12 protein-coding genes are annotated in these 15,016 nt (G+C 34.3%); 3 read left to right on the forward strand and 9 right to left on the reverse strand.

The features are described from left to right. Position 1: 1 nt before the first annotated feature. From NMY3_RS14070 to NMY3_RS14105, 8 genes are all read right to left on the reverse strand, one after another. Complete coding sequence (locus tag NMY3_RS14070; RefSeq protein WP_196816448.1) at positions 2–1,168, reverse strand: hypothetical protein; 1,167 nt, start codon at positions 1,166–1,168, stop codon at positions 2–4. After that, positions 1,165–2,646 carry an FMN-binding glutamate synthase family protein gene (locus tag NMY3_RS14075; RefSeq protein ID WP_196816449.1) on the reverse strand — a complete coding sequence of 494 codons (1,482 nt, stop codon included), beginning with the start codon at positions 2,644–2,646 and terminating at the stop codon, positions 1,165–1,167. The genes NMY3_RS14070 and NMY3_RS14075 overlap by 4 nt, the downstream gene beginning before the upstream one ends. A gap of 7 nt (positions 2,647–2,653) precedes the next feature. Next, complete coding sequence (gene glnA, locus NMY3_RS14080) at positions 2,654–4,162, reverse strand: type I glutamate--ammonia ligase (RefSeq protein WP_196816450.1); 1,509 nt, start codon at positions 4,160–4,162, stop codon at positions 2,654–2,656. Positions 4,163–4,564: 402 nt separating this feature from the next. Continuing rightward, the gene (locus tag NMY3_RS14085; RefSeq protein WP_196816451.1) at positions 4,565–6,445 is read right to left on the reverse strand and encodes an electron transfer flavoprotein; all 1,881 of its coding nucleotides are present in this window, start codon (positions 6,443–6,445) and stop codon (positions 4,565–4,567) included. After that, positions 6,432–7,754, reverse strand: coding sequence for an electron transfer flavoprotein subunit alpha/FixB family protein (locus NMY3_RS14090; protein WP_231100104.1), 1,323 nt, complete (start codon positions 7,752–7,754; stop codon positions 6,432–6,434). The genes NMY3_RS14085 and NMY3_RS14090 overlap by 14 nt, the downstream gene beginning before the upstream one ends. A 24-nt stretch (positions 7,755–7,778) precedes the next feature. Next, entirely contained in the window at positions 7,779–8,642 is an 864-nt protein-coding gene (locus NMY3_RS14095; RefSeq protein ID WP_231100105.1) for an electron transfer flavoprotein subunit beta/FixA family protein, read from the reverse strand. Between the two features lie 480 nt (positions 8,643–9,122). After that, the gene (locus tag NMY3_RS14100) at positions 9,123–9,500 is read right to left on the reverse strand and encodes a hypothetical protein (protein ID WP_196816452.1); all 378 of its coding nucleotides are present in this window, start codon (positions 9,498–9,500) and stop codon (positions 9,123–9,125) included. A gap of 521 nt (positions 9,501–10,021) precedes the next feature. Continuing rightward, positions 10,022–10,546, reverse strand: a complete 525-nt coding sequence (locus NMY3_RS14105) for a ferritin (protein ID WP_196816453.1) — start codon at positions 10,544–10,546, stop codon at positions 10,022–10,024. A gap of 461 nt (positions 10,547–11,007) precedes the next feature. Between NMY3_RS14105 and NMY3_RS14110 the strand changes: the two genes are divergently transcribed. Continuing rightward, positions 11,008–11,826 carry a PPK2 family polyphosphate kinase gene (locus NMY3_RS14110; RefSeq protein ID WP_196816454.1) on the forward strand — a complete coding sequence of 273 codons (819 nt, stop codon included), beginning with the start codon at positions 11,008–11,010 and terminating at the stop codon, positions 11,824–11,826. Positions 11,827–12,066: 240 nt separating this feature from the next. Next, positions 12,067–12,375 carry a hypothetical protein gene (locus NMY3_RS14115; RefSeq protein WP_196816455.1) on the forward strand — a complete coding sequence of 103 codons (309 nt, stop codon included), beginning with the start codon at positions 12,067–12,069 and terminating at the stop codon, positions 12,373–12,375. Between the two features lie 36 nt (positions 12,376–12,411). Here the strand turns inward: NMY3_RS14115 and NMY3_RS14120 are convergent, their stop codons facing one another. Continuing rightward, positions 12,412–13,614: a hypothetical protein gene (locus tag NMY3_RS14120; protein WP_196816456.1), complete on the reverse strand. Its 1,203-nt coding sequence runs from the start codon at positions 13,612–13,614 to the stop codon at positions 12,412–12,414. 584 nt (positions 13,615–14,198) lie between these two features. Between NMY3_RS14120 and NMY3_RS14125 the strand changes: the two genes are divergently transcribed. After that, positions 14,199–15,014: a tyrosinase family protein gene (locus tag NMY3_RS14125; RefSeq protein WP_196816457.1), complete on the forward strand. Its 816-nt coding sequence runs from the start codon at positions 14,199–14,201 to the stop codon at positions 15,012–15,014. Positions 15,015–15,016 lie beyond the last annotated feature (2 nt).

Genomic DNA, 15,016 nt, shown 5'->3' on the forward strand with positions numbered 1-15,016 from the left:
TTTATCTACTTACCAACAGGTACTCAACTAGCTCCTGTTTTTGAGATTTATTTAGATCCAGTTGTTCTTCTGCGGCGTATTTATATACAAAATCTTCAATTATTTGACGATAAGTCTGGTTTGTTCCTTCTATTGCGATATCTGCTTGTATACTTGCTTCAATATTTGATGTACGCAAATCTGCGGAGGAAATATTATAAAAATTACTATATCCTAAGGCGGCAGGAACTCCTTTTAGTTCTCCTTTAGTAGCCATCACATGTTTGCATATCCTATCGGATACTGCATTGAAATCTGACTGAACCTCATGATGATGAGCAGCATTAGCAATCAACAAGCTCGTAGAATATCCAATGATATCTGCACCTAATGCGGCCGCTCTTACAATCCTGCCAGTATTGTTAACATCTCCGGCAACTATTAGTACTGTCCCATCATTTTCCATTCCAGCATAGTAACGATTTATTGCACATTTTATATCATGTATGACTTTAATTGCATGCATTTCTCTGTTTTTTGAATTATTTATTATTTTGATAGTATTTGCGATAATCCCATCAGCACCTGCATCTAACAAAGGTCCAAGATATTTTTCAAAAGTATTGTCCACCTCAATAAGGATTGGCCCATCAAATTCTTTTCTTATTTCGGTTAGAAACTGTAGGGACCTTTCATTGCTACATTGAAATACAAGGCCTTCCGTATCGTACCTAACTTCTTCTCCTAATACTTTCGTTCTTTCACTTATTCTTTTAAAATGTGGATACTCTCTATTTTCTATTCTATTTTCTGAAATAAGTCCTAACGTCGTGTTCTCAAAAGTCTCGAGCCTATTTAATGCACTGTGGAGAGATTCTAATGTCGTATTATCTATTTGTGCGTCATTATCATAAATTATCAAAGGCATTGACAAAGTAACTTTGTTGGGACACTGTCTTCGACCTATGGATATATCAAGATCAATTATTTCTCGATATGGATCGTATGGGGGACGCGATAGTTGTGCACCTAATGCAGTTATGCAATTCCATAGGTCTTGAGTTTTAGCACTATCACCATTCTTTTGTTCAAGTTTTATTTTTTCATCTATAGATATATTGCGAGGAAGACCTGTTTCAGCTAATTCCAAGATAGAAGATCGTATTATGTATTTTTCTTTGATATTCATTTTTTAGTTATCTCCGGAATATCTCTGAGTATATTATCTATGTCCTTGTTCTTTATCTTGTTGTAGTAACTCGATGCATTGGTAGATAATCCTGATACCAAATTTGATATCTCATCAGTAGCATGAAGGTCCTCTTTGTTGAGATCTTGTATTCTTTTCTTTCCTAAAGAGCCTACAATATTTTGCAGTTCGACCCTTGTACCCTTAATATAATTGACTATTCTATTTACACTGGATTGAATGTCTAATTTTTCATACGATCCAGTTAATCCTGCAGGGCAAGTGTTGGTATAACAATCTTGAACTAATGTGCATCCCATAGATATGAGAAATCCCGTACCTATGCCTACTCCATTTGACCCGAGAGAAATGCATTTTGCAATCCGTTTTGAATCCCAGATACCACCGTGAGCGATCAGCTTGAACTCATCCATATCCCTCTTTGAATAGTAATTATCTATTGCATCTTTAGCCAACCTTATTGCAGGTATGGTATTTACACCAATACTATCTCGAATTTCCCAAGGTGCAGCCCCAGTCCCCCCTACATAACCGTCAATAGCAGCAGCATCTGCAAAAGATTTGAGTATTATAGAGATATCATCTTGAACTCTTGATGCACCCACCTTTACAATAATTGGAACATTCCAGTCAGTAAGCTCTCTTAATTCAAGAATTTTTGCAACTAGATCCTCTGGACCTAGGATATCAAGGTGTCTTGAAGGTGAATGAGCCGACTTATAAGGTGGTATACCGCGGTTTTCTGCCACTAATTCAGTTACTTTTGAACCGGGTAACAATCCACCATGTCCTATTTTTGCTCCTTGTCCTATCTTGATTTCTATTGCATCTGCATTGAGCAAGTAGTCAGGATCCTTCCAAAATCTCCCTGATGCATATTGAACCACCAATGGATATTTTCTACGAAAAAGCTGTTCTCTGTCTATACTATCTAAATTATGTTCCTTAAGCAGCCTGGATACTTGATCCATTACATTGGGATTACCATTGTTAAAATCATGAACTTCCCAAGGTAGTGCTCCTCCTTCTCCAGTATTCATTATCACTCTTATGCCATCGTCCGCAAGTTGATTTAATGCCAGATGCAATGCTATTTTTGCAGGAAGCTTTAGTGAACCATAGCTCATACCAGATACAAAAAACGGAATGTCCGAGGTTATTTTTCTGTTTGAATAGCGACCTCCTATAGATAAAGATAGATCGACATTACTACAATCAATATCTGTTTTTAGGGTTCCACCAATGAGATCGATGGAAGAAAAATAATCATTTGTGGAATTCGCACCTAGCCCTGAATAAGGGATTAGACCATCAAATGCTTTTCTTGCATCTAGAATAATTTTTGATTGATCGTAATATAATGAGTTGAAATTATCACTCTTAGTAACAAGTGCGGCAGAAGAAACTTCTTTTAGAAGATTTCTTTTGATATCTAATAAATCTTTAGGATACGACATGTGTTACCTAAACATTCCCATACATGTAGAATTCTCTTGGCGAAGGTATTGCGGCCACAGTGGCATATTCATCCTTTTTAATCTGACAATACATTTTAATAAAATCGTCTTCAAATACAGGATTCAAAAAGTCAGCATCAGATTCTAGAGACTCTATAGCATCTAACAAAGAGGTAGGCAATTTCTTAATTCCATATTCTCTCTTTTCTTGCTCTGTCAGTTTGTATATATCTTTGTCTACGTGGTCTGGAGGAGATATTTTTTTGTTGACTCCATCAAGCCCAGCTAGTAGCAATGCCGACTCCACAAGATATATGTTTGAACTTGGATCAGGTGTCCTATACTCTATTCTTTTTTGCTTCTCCATATTTTTATAATGAGCTGGAATCCTGATGCTAGCTGACCTATTCATTTTACTCCATGCTACATTAATTGGGGCCTCATAGCCAGGAACTAATCTTCGATATGAATTAGTAGTTGGATTTGTTAAAGCACAAAGCGCTCTAGCGTGATCTATTATACCGCCAATATAGTAATGAGCTGTTTGACTTAATTCTGCGTAATCGTCAGAAGGATCAAAGAACATATTTGCATCATGTCCGTATTTCTTTTTAGTCCATAAACTCTGACTTACGTGCATACCTGAACCATTGTCAAGTGCTACTGGTTTAGGCATAAAGTTTGCAATCATTTCTCGCTTGGCAGCAACCTCTTTTACAGTTTTCTTATAGGTAATTACGTTATCGGCCATTCTGATAAGATCATCATACACCATTTGAATTTCGCATTGTCCAGCTGTTGCAACCTCATGGTGGTGTGCATCAACTCTTATTCCGAAATATTCTTGTAATGTTTCTGATACTTCGTCCCTTAAATCAGTTAAACTGTCGGCTGGAGGTGCAGGGAAATATCCTCCTTTAAACGGAATAGTATATTCGTTACCACTAGAAGAGTTCCATGGAGCTTCCCCAGATTCTATTGAGTATCCTGATCCACCAGAACAATCTACTGAAGACATGGGACTTGGAAGAAGTGATATCTTATTGAATATAAAAAATTCTAGTTCAGGTCCCCAATAACTTTTCTCAAAACCTTTATTCTTTAAGAATTCTTCTGCTTTTTGTGCTATATATCTGCAATCTCTGGAATACCTTTTACCACCGTATCCGTCATAAATATTAACAAACATGCGTGCAGCCATGGAAGGATAGGCATAATTTTTTTTGTTATGATTATTCTTGTCAAAATATTCTGGCAAGATTGCAAAAGTGGAGGGGTCTGGCTTGAGTAGCATGTCGGATTCATAGATCTCTTTAAATCCTTTTATGGAACTACCATCTAGTCTAGGTAATCCCTCCTTAAACGCGTCTTCTGTAATTTCTGTACTGTTTACAGATATTTGGTGAAGAAATCCAAAAGGGTCGCAGAAATTAAGTCTTACCCATTTTATTCCAGATCTTTTTAATTCATTTATCACACCCATTTCAGAATTTTTAAAGGTTTTTTCTACTTGCATTTATGATTGACAACAGTAATAAAGATAAACTTGTCTGACTTTTTTATTAACAATTGATACATAGTTAGCATTCTTATTTTTCATTTGTTAAATAATAAGTCAATAGATGTCTCAATATATTACACTTGAAAAATCTCATTTCTGTGGCAAAAAAAGCTTTACTTTCTGTAAGCCATGTCCTCGACAAAAAAAGTTGACTTAACTTTTACGGGTAAATTATTTAGAATTTGCTATAATGATCTTATATGAAAATCTCACAATACATTTTTAAGTTGAAAATAGAGAATTGAAAATGTGTGATTCATTTACAATAAGTAACTAATACCTTAAAATAGTAAAATAAAATATTCTTGATTAAAAGACGAAATCTAGTAAAAGAAATAATAGAACCAACGGATTAATTCATCCATACTTGTATTGGATCCCTTTTTCGCCTCTGGGATGCCTCCATTCTGTTTCTGGGGAACACGTTCCACATTCTATGCAACCTTCGTGTTGCAAAACCACTTCTTCTCCTTCAAGACTATAGCATTTAGTTGGACAAAGAGTAACCATTTTTTTCATAAATTCGCTCCTTGAGTTTGTTATTTTGATATGGCTTTGTGGGTCATCATTATAACTCAGACTTGATATACGTTGAGATAATTCCGGAATAGATAGTGAATATTCAGATATTGTTTTGGTTCCGAGTTTTTCTGCAATATTTATTGGAGTATTAATGTATGTTTCTTTTGATTCTATAAGCGATAACATATTATTGTATCCTATCTTATTAACAATGTCGATAGACACATTTCTCAATTTATCATTTAGAAACAATTTGAATAGAAATTTATGCTTACCTATTTTTTCTGATGGAATTTGTTTGCCTGCAGCATCGATTATTGTTTTGATATAATGTTTGTCTATTCTTTCCATATCCATAGTATATGGGCTTTGTTGGACAGATTGTGAATAAAGCTCACCCAGGTAGTTTGACGCAACATCAAGATTATTTTTCTCCAAGGCTTGTTTTATTGCATTAGATGCTCTTGCTGCATCATCAATACCTACATTTAGACCCTCGATTCGTGGTCCAATAAATAGACCTCTTCCTGCGGCGTCACCTATGAATAAAATGTTTTTGATGTAAGGCTTTTTCATTCTACAGCGTTTCCCATCTGGAATCAATTTCGTACTATACTCTAATTCTACATAATCTGTTTCAAATCGTGTGTTATACTTTTCAAGCAACTCCTTGTGAATAGAATCTATTTTTGATTTAGCATCTTCAATAGAATTGAATTCCTTATCTTCAAGAAATCTCTTTTTCCCCTCATGAGAATAATACTCAAATCTTAAATTCTCCCATTTTTTTATAAGTTTATTGACTGCAAATTTAATGCGCAATTGTTCCATCTTAGTCAAGGTTTTATCTGGATAGGGTTCTAAGGCTACTTCATCTTTGATATATTCTTTGACAAAGGGATTATTTAGTAACGCGTTTATGAGGTTGTTTGGCCCGGTTGGATTTGAAAGCAAAGAGTCATAATGATACACAACTCCTGCGGATAGAGAATCAAGATTGGTATATAAAAAACCTCCCCCTATGTGATCGAGAGTTATGTCACCAGCAAAAATATGGGCTGTTCCTTCTCCCGGATTTAATTGAAATCTTTCTTCTATTATTTCTTCTGGTAGTTTGATGACAACCTTTACTCCTTGATACAATTCTGGTGGCAAGAATTTTTTTCGAGCTCCTGTAATTTCTGCAACCTCTGAATTTACTCCGTCAGAAGCAATAACAGCTTTAGCTTCAAAATCATCTAGCTCGTCTGTTTGGATAATTGTTTTGCCCCTTTCATTATCCCAGGTAATATTTCTAACATGAACTCCACTTATGATACCTCCACCATTTTTTTCGGCAGTCTCCAAAGATTGTTTGGCAAACCAAGAGTTTAATTTATTTAGCAAAACAGAACATCCAAAATTAGATTGATAATCATGGGAATCGGTCAAATCGATGGACAGGACTTTGTCCTTAGATACACAATTTAGAATATATTTTGTAATTTGTCTTTCCCATGGTTTTTCTTCTAAGAAATTTTCAAATATTTCATCAACATTATGAACCTTACCAGTTTGAGGATTTTTTGAATACAGTATCCCTCCAGAAACGTTCTTTGTTCCAATAGTAGACCCAGCTTCTAACAATACTGTCTGAATTCCCACAGAGGATAGTTGTTTTAATGCTGCTAGACCTGCAGAACCTCCACCAATTATGACAACATCAAACTGTTCCAACTACTGCACTACCTCCTTCTTCTTTTGTTTGTGTCATATTTTCACGTTCAAGCTCTTCAATCATGATTGGTAAAACGTCCTCTATTCTTCCCTTAATGAAAACATCGCATTCATCTCTTATTGGAGCGTTCTCGTCAGGGTTTACTGCTATTATGAATCCAGAATTTTTCATGCCTGCTAAATGTTGAGTGGCCCCACTAATCCCTAATGCAATGTAAATTGTGGGTTCGACTTTCTGACCGCTTGTACCTATCACTCTTTCTGGAGTAATATACAGCGAGTTCATTTTGTCACTTAATTTAAAAGGTTTTTTTGATATGGGAAGTGAAATACCGATTTCTGCGTTTAACAATTTTGCAAGTTTTTCTATTAACTTTATATTCTCTTCTGGCGATTCTTTTATGCCCCTTCCAAAACTTATTATTGTTTTATGGCTGCCAAAATCGATGGTCTCTTTAAGGACATTTCTACTTAGAACTCTGATTTCAAGATCTTTTGTGTCAAACTCTGGAATGTGTTCTTCAATTATACCAGTCCTAAACTCGTCTTTTTCTAATGGTTCAAATACACCGGGAATAATACTACATGCTTGAGGATGATAATCCCTTTTTATTTCAGGATTTTTGTTATCTAGACAAAGAATAGTGGTCCAAAGAAATCCGGAGAAATCTGGTCTATACATCATTAGTGTTTTTTCAAATTTTAGCATTTGTCCCTTTGTTTTATGTTCATGTCTAAAGTCGATGTCTTCTATTACAAGTTTGTTGATATCAGATGCCAATCCAGATTCTAGCTCTGCTAGGACTGTGGATGACAAGTGTCGCCCAGTACTATCAGCTGCAAAGAACATGTATCTAGGTCGTTTAAACTCTTTAGAATATTCCGGTGAGATCTTTTCAATATATTTTGTATTGGTTGCTATTTGAACAATTATTTTCGTATATACCTTATTTATATGATATTGCAGTTTTGGGTCGTCTGCAAAAATGACGGCGTCTGCACCACTATAAATTAATTCCTTGCATAAATCTTTAATACCATTACCTAGAATTACTGCAATCACTTTTTCATTTAATGAATATTTTTTATTAAAATCATCTATAAGTCTTCTTGCTTCAGATAACATTTCTAGACCAACAGGAATAATTTTACCATCCACCTGTTCGACTATAACATACAAGTTTCTGTACTTACTGATTTGATTCATTTTATTGATACCATCTATCTCCGCAATATCTTTCTCTTTCTTCTTCGTCAAAGCAGCAGTTTGATCTACGGTCTTGTTCATATTTTCATTTATTTGGTTCAAGCTCATTCACCTCCACACATATGCTCATGTAATTGTCTCGTGGATTTTCTCAAGTATATTAGAGATTTCACCAGGATCAATATTCTCAACGGTCTGAGCACTCCTGTTTGATTTTATCTTGGGAATTTTTTCCACTTTGTATACGATTGTGGGTGAACCAGGCAACCCCACTAATTTTGGATCAACTTCCAATTCTTTGGCGTTAAATACTTTTAAAATAGATTTATAATTACTAGATCTCATCTTGGCTTCCTTATGATATTTTGAGGCGCTTAGTCTTTGGGAAACCGTTACAAATGGAGATTTGTAAGAAGGGTCTATAGCAACAAAAACGGGTAGAGGTGCCTGCACCTTTTCTATCATGTTATAATTTCCGTATGAAACTAGGCGTACAGCAGTCATTAATCGTTTTTCAATATCAATTTCATAGCTAATGACATTCCCCAAAAAAGTAAAACCTAATTTCCAGGCAGTTTGAGGACCTGTCTGTCCTGTTTCACCGTCTGAAGCTCTAAAACCTGAAAATACAATATCCATAGATTTTCCATCATTCATCTTTGATATCCCAGTTTTTAGAACCTCTGCTGTAGATAGGGTATCTGCACCTGCAAACGACCTGTCGCTGTATAGATGTAATTCTTCAGCGTCAGATAATAAAAGTGATTGATCAAGTGCCAACTCGGCCATTGGCGGACCCATAGTTCCAATAGATATACGAGCACCATATTTTACTTTAGCATAAAAGGCAGCTTGTGAAGCAATTGCACTATGATGTCCCAAAATAGTTTTAGTTTCTGCTCTGTTTAATGTCCCATCCGGATTGTAACTTACATTTCCGTCTGAAAAATCCGGTTCTAATTTAATAATAACCGCAATGTTGAGACTCATAATAAATTCACGGATGCATCTCGTTTAAGGGCTTCTAGTGTATGTTATATACTTTTCACTATTGAACTTTAAATTTTTATCCAGGTATTGACAAATAATAAAGGTCCTTCCAAATTAGTTGCAACATCAATCATTAGCTTGTATTGAAAACCTCAAAATCTGGTCCAACTAAGGTCCAGGCTAAAATAAACAACCATGTCGAAGTAATAGCATGGGAGGAGTATAACGAACCTAGTATACTTGATGAATTTCCTCCTTCTAGTTGTCATAGATGTATGAATAAAAGATCATAATGAATCAAACAAAAAACCCTTTAACTAAGTATCTCACTTCTTTATCCAAAATTTACTGGTGATTATTATTATCGGGAAAAGATAGGAGGTTAATTAGGTATGGATACCAGTCCTTCCCTAGAAATCTTTTAGTGAAAAGACATATAATCATACATTTGATTATCCTCCAGTCGATATTGAATTTTGTCTATATTTGGTTTCTTCTTTTAATCCAGGGGTTGTTTTTTATTAAATTTTGTAACGAAGACTCAGCCATAATTGGAGGAATTTTCATGCCTTTTGAAACATAATTTACAAACTTAAATTTGGCTTTCATTGAGCGTTCAACAGAAATGGTGTCATTCAGAGATTTGACTGGATTCGGTGTTACGAGTATCGCAAAGAGCAAATCAGACAATAATCTATATTTATCGTCCTCAGTTTTATGTGATAATAAATTTTCAAGTTCTTCGAAATTTTGTAACATTTTACCAAAAAGTTCCATAACAATTTGCTCATCTTGATAATCCTGATCAACCTCATCTGTCTCATAACCTGAATTAAGTTTCTTATTTTCTAGTATCATTCCAGTTTCACTATTGAATACATTGGACATTCCAAAATGGATTATATTATTATGACGATGGGCATTCCATTTTCTACTAAATGTTTTCCTGCAGCTAGCACAAATGTAATTTCGAGTCAATAAAATACTCAAGAATAGTTATGTATAAATGAGTAACTCGGAGTCACCCACCTCATATGGATGTCATGTTTGGTTCATATTCATTATCCATGGGTTAAATGTGGCTGATTGAACTAGACTCGTATGGAGGTTACTGGAGCAGATGATTTCCTAAGTTTCAAAAGTATACAAATTACTCAATGGTAATTGCAGCGCACCCATTAGTCATTGTTTTGGATGATTTGTTGTATCCTTGAAATCTATCTGTTTTATCGAAGTTTGAATAGTAATCAATTACTCGCATTAAGAATTGCGAAAGTTAGAAAACGGATCTTGAGTTTCAAAATAAAGTGTTAATGAAATACAGCCAGCGGGAAATTGCTAAAAAAGATGAAAAATAAGAATTTTTATATCTCTAACGATTATGCCTGCTTTGCTTGCTTACTCATGATCTGCGATCTGATAGAGGAAAGAGATTGATCAATTTGATAAATGGCCAATTTGTCACCTCCAAGCAAATCAAATTTTTGGAGAATTGTTTGAAATAATGTCTCCTCCTCTATTTGTTCCGTTACAAACCATTGAAGAAAAGAGTAGGTTGAATAATCCTTTTCCTTCCCAGCCATATCGACCAGCTCATAAATTGATTTGGATACTGTTTGTTCGCCCTGCAGACCAAATTGAAATGCAGATTGAAGTGATTCAAAGCTATTCTGAGGTTTATCGATTGCGGGAACTATGGCTTCTGCCCCAGCTCCATTGAGATAATGAATAAATCTTAACATATGTTGATTTTCTTCGCTGGCTTGTTCAAAGAAAAAGGCTGCACTACCATCGTAGCCGGTCCGCTCACACCATGATCCGATTGCAATATATGCATTCGCTGATGAGGCTTCATAAGATATTTGTTCATTAATGGCCCTTGTCATTTCTGGTGAAATTCGCATATATAACAACCAGTGTTTCAATAATATCTAAATTTTTGCTTTCTAGGGCAGATTTGACCTATGTCTATAGTATAATCAGTTTAATAAAAATAATCGATTGATCACTCCTCTGCATAGTAATAACTGCCTCAACACTCTTTAGTTCGCACTCTTCTTTTAATTGATGAATTCCTGATAGAAAATAAGTTGGCTAATATCAATCAATATAGAAGTCGACTGATGAAATTCTAGTCGATTCTGATGTCGAGTATTGTTACTTTCCTAAATGCATAATTGAAAGTCACCATAGACGAATGCCCAGGCCCGTATTGACTGATTTCAGGCTTAGTAAATGAGGACATCTTTATCATTTTCCGTAATTTTTAGCAACATACCATTTGAATATCTAAAACAGACGAATATTTTTTGAGATATGTAGCAGATACAGATTTAAATCTACCATCTTTTTATTTCGATCATTCATGGATCCTCTAAGAAAATTTTTAGTTAATCCAACAAAAGCATCTGCAAATCAAGTAAAGTTAAAAAATTGGGATCCGCAATATACCTGGAACAAAAACAAAATTGATGCAGTAACAGAAATGGATCAGTTTTCTAAAAATATATCTGAATTGCAATACAAGCTTTTCGCCGCCAATAATAAATCGTTATTAGTTATATTACAAGGAGCTGATGCCTCAGGAAAGGATGGAACAATTCGTCAAGTGATGGGCGCTTTAAATCCCCAGAATTGTTATGTAAAGTCCTTTAAGGTTCCTAATGACGCTGAATTGGCCCACGATTATCTTTGGCGAATTCATACCGAAGTTCCTTCAAAGGGTCAAATTGCAATATTCAATCGTTCTCATTATGAGGACATTATAGAACCTTTTGTCAACAACTTAATTTCTAAGGATCAGGTAATTCTCAGATGCAAACAAATTAATGATTTTGAAAAATACTTGTCAGAAAACGGTATTACCATAATAAAGTTTTTTTTGCACATCAGTAAAGAAGAACAAAGGAGAAGACTTCAAGAAAGAATTCAAGACCCTACAAAGCAGTGGAAAATTAATGAAAATGATATAGTAAGTCATAGAAATTGGGACAAATACGTGGGGATATACGAGAAGATATTGAGTTTATGCAGTAAGAAATGGGCACCCTGGTATATCATACCTGCAAATGTAAAGCACTTTCGAAATTGGGCAATATCATATATCATTCTTAAAAAATTAGAAGCAATGAAACCTGAATTTCCAAGAGTAGTTATAGATCCTTCAGAATTCATTCTAGATTGACCTATTGTTGTCTTCGCGTTTGATATTTTTCTTCCAATAGACAGTCAACCATCAAATGGATGTAAACAAATTAATTCATACCTAATCTGCGGCAAAAAGTTAGTTACAGAATCAACGATATTTCTGGACCGTCTGATAACTTTTTGATCTGTTAAAATATTGATATCTAAAAAAGTTTCAACAATGATAATTAAGGAAATAATAAAGTATGTTTAAATATATTGGTTCAAAATATGAACTATGAACTCAGTAATATTCTACCTTGTGGTCTTATCATTAGGATTATCTATCGTACCGCAGGTGTTCGCTCAGGGAAATATTATACCTTTTGAAAAGAGATTGAGCGAACAGATTTCTAATAATTCAAATACTTCAAATTTTGCAAATGATGCATCCTTACTCGATAAGCCTAGGAATTCAACAATGCAGCAGATTAAATCTCACAATCAAACTATCAATCAGCTTTTTAATAGTTCAATTCAAACCATGGAAGATGGATCGGAAAAGACCCGACAGAATATAAGCGATATACTTTCATTGTTAAAATAATCCGTTTTTTTATATAGTGTTAATCCAGGTGAAATTCTAAACAACTTCTTTTTGAACCCTGAATATATTAACAATTAGAATCACCCCGGAAACTGTATAAAGGATTGCAAAAACCCAAAAGTAGGCATCAAATATGAAAAATGGATCAAATCGAGCCCATAAAGACAACATTAAGGCACTATAAACTATAAAAACAAAAAATGGGGAAATCAAAAGTATCAATCGTAGGAATTTTGATTGAGAGGAAAAGAATAGTAAGGGGTTAATTGTATCTACAATATCACCAGGAGGAATATGCTCCTTTTTCAGTCTTATTGTATCTTTCAACACCGATAGAAAAATAAGATAAAAAAAGGCAAGAATAATCGGTGAGAAGACCAGTATTTCTTCAAATCCTAATGCGATACTGCCGATTGGAGTCCCTACATCACCAATTCTTTTAATTATGGATGCTATCAAACCTTCTGTATTTGTAATGTCTCCTTCAATTTTTGTTATGTTAGATTTAAAAGAGAGCAATAAATCCTTAAGGGATGCTTGATTAGACTCCAAAGAATCAATTGATTGATTACCAGGGTTTCCCAAAAAAATAGAAATGGTTTCTCGAGGTACATCCTTTTCGAAAAATGTTTTGGTAACACCATTTAATTGCTGCGAAATAAGAAGTGTGGATTGAATTGTATTAGAATTATTTATTATCGAGTTATAATTATCAAGTAAATTCTGCCTAATTAGGGTTATCTTTGGTGCGTAATTGATATCCCAATTGCTCAGGACAGATTTAAAAGTTGAAGATAAAATCGATTTGCTCTGATTGTTTATCAAATAATCATACTCATTCTCTGCCATAAGTCGAATATTGCATTTGAAAAAATCCCCTGTAATGATTATTTTGTCACATTCCGGATATATGCTTAGGCCGCTCAATACTAATTCATTTATTCTAGAAGAAATATTTTTGAAATCGTTGTCTATTAATGGTTCTGCAATTTTTTCATAATTTTGATAGTAATTTACAAGGCTGTTATTAAAACTGCTAAAGCGTGTAAAATCATTTTGGAACTGATCCTTTTCATCTTTTAATATATTCAAATGTTCCAATGAAAGATAATAAGGCAAAATAATAAACAAAAGTAAGAGTATAGATAGTCCAAGCATTAGCATAAAAATTCTATTTGTTAAAACTGATTTTTTTATGTATTCTTCTCTAAGCTTAGATAAATCTTCGGACTTGGCCAAGTACAATATTTTATTAATTCGTTAATTAATTAAGATATCTAAAGACTCATGATATTTCCCTTGGGATTGATATCTGAATCTTACAGAGACTTGCATTTTAATGACATTTTTCCTCTTCGTATAGAATATCATGATGTCATAACTTTATTATTTATTATTTTATAGTATTACAACTAGAAACGTTAAAAGCAAGTGGCCCTAAATAAAGTTCAAAGATTGATATGATTTTTAGCTAATTTATTCTATTATCAAATTTAGAATTTGTTCTAATTTAGATAAAATTCACTGCAACAAGAATTCTATGTTTTAAATCAGCAAAAGGTGAAGATAAATCAATATACATGTCTTCCTATATGGGTACAGGCTCGATAAGTTTAAGGTCATTAGTAATAAATGAAATTTTAATAAACAAAATGTGTTTTCATTTTCAAAGAATCTTGAAAACGTTGAATGTAATTATGGGAGTTTATGATCTTGAGATCCGACGCTTATAAGACAAGATGTTGATGGATTAATACAATAATATCCATACATTGTCATTAGTATTGCAAAATCTTTTATATTATTTAATAAATAACAGTTCATTGTCAAGCAACAATAGCGTAGTAATTATAAGAAAGAATATCAGCAATTATCTTCCTAATGAATTACTAGAATTTAGAAATGCTATGGAAAAATTTATGGCAATAAGAGACAACAGAGGTTACAACCATATCGCAGGATTTCATGGAGCTCCTGATTTCTATTGCTGGCACCATCAACGAAATGATAGAACGGTCTTAAGGGCCAGGCTTTTTTTACCATGGCATCGAGCTTATTTAAAATATTTAGAGGACCATCTACGAGATTCCAATACACAAGTTTCTCAACCTTGGTGGGATCCTAGTTCCCCGCTCTCTCACAGAGAAGGCATTCCAAAGTCATATAGTGCACTGACAATAAACCGCAAAAAGAATCCGTTATCTAGTTTTCGCATATTTGTACCTAGGTCTTCTGTTCCAGGTTTACCGAACATTACTTTAGATGAAGATTCTTTCCGAGATCCGAGTCCTCCTTCTGAATTACCGGAACCTTCAATTGTAGACTCACTATATGAAGAGGAAGATTTTGGAATATTCAGTGACAAGCTGGAGGATTATCATGACAGAATTCATGTTTGGTGTGGAGGGTCAATGGCGGACGTCATAACCGCGGGGTTTGACCCTATTTTTCATGCTCATCACTGCAACATAGATAGAATATGGTGGATTTGGCAATTACGGCATGGAAACTCAACAATGCCAAGTAACATATTAGATCTTCCTCTTCCGCCTTTTAATTATACGGTAAAAGATGTTCTTAATATTTATGATTTAGGATATGACTACGCCACCGCAAGTGCCGAGGTGGTAACAGGGTGAAC

It is taken from the genome of Candidatus Nitrosocosmicus oleophilus (assembly GCF_000802205.1).
In the GTDB taxonomy this organism is placed as follows: Archaea; Thermoproteota; Nitrososphaeria; order Nitrososphaerales; family Nitrososphaeraceae; genus Nitrosocosmicus; species Nitrosocosmicus oleophilus.

What these genes read in the sequence shown, in the direction of transcription:
- NMY3_RS14110 (WP_196816454.1), top strand. Translation starts at nt 11,008, where the DNA reads ATGGATCCTCTAAGAAAATTTTTAGTTAATCCAACAAAAGCATCTGCA.
- NMY3_RS14115 (WP_196816455.1), top strand. Translation starts at nt 12,067, where the DNA reads ATGAACTCAGTAATATTCTACCTTGTGGTCTTATCATTAGGATTATCT.
- NMY3_RS14100 (WP_196816452.1), bottom strand. Translation starts at nt 9,500, where the DNA reads ATGATACTAGAAAATAAGAAACTTAATTCAGGTTATGAGACAGATGAG.
- NMY3_RS14075 (WP_196816449.1), bottom strand. Translation starts at nt 2,646, where the DNA reads ATGTCGTATCCTAAAGATTTATTAGATATCAAAAGAAATCTTCTAAAA.
- NMY3_RS14070 (WP_196816448.1), bottom strand. Translation starts at nt 1,168, where the DNA reads ATGAATATCAAAGAAAAATACATAATACGATCTTCTATCTTGGAATTA.
- NMY3_RS14105 (WP_196816453.1), bottom strand. Translation starts at nt 10,546, where the DNA reads ATGCGAATTTCACCAGAAATGACAAGGGCCATTAATGAACAAATATCT.
- NMY3_RS14095 (WP_231100105.1), bottom strand. Translation starts at nt 8,642, where the DNA reads ATGAGTCTCAACATTGCGGTTATTATTAAATTAGAACCGGATTTTTCA.
- glnA (WP_196816450.1), bottom strand. Translation starts at nt 4,162, where the DNA reads ATGCAAGTAGAAAAAACCTTTAAAAATTCTGAAATGGGTGTGATAAAT.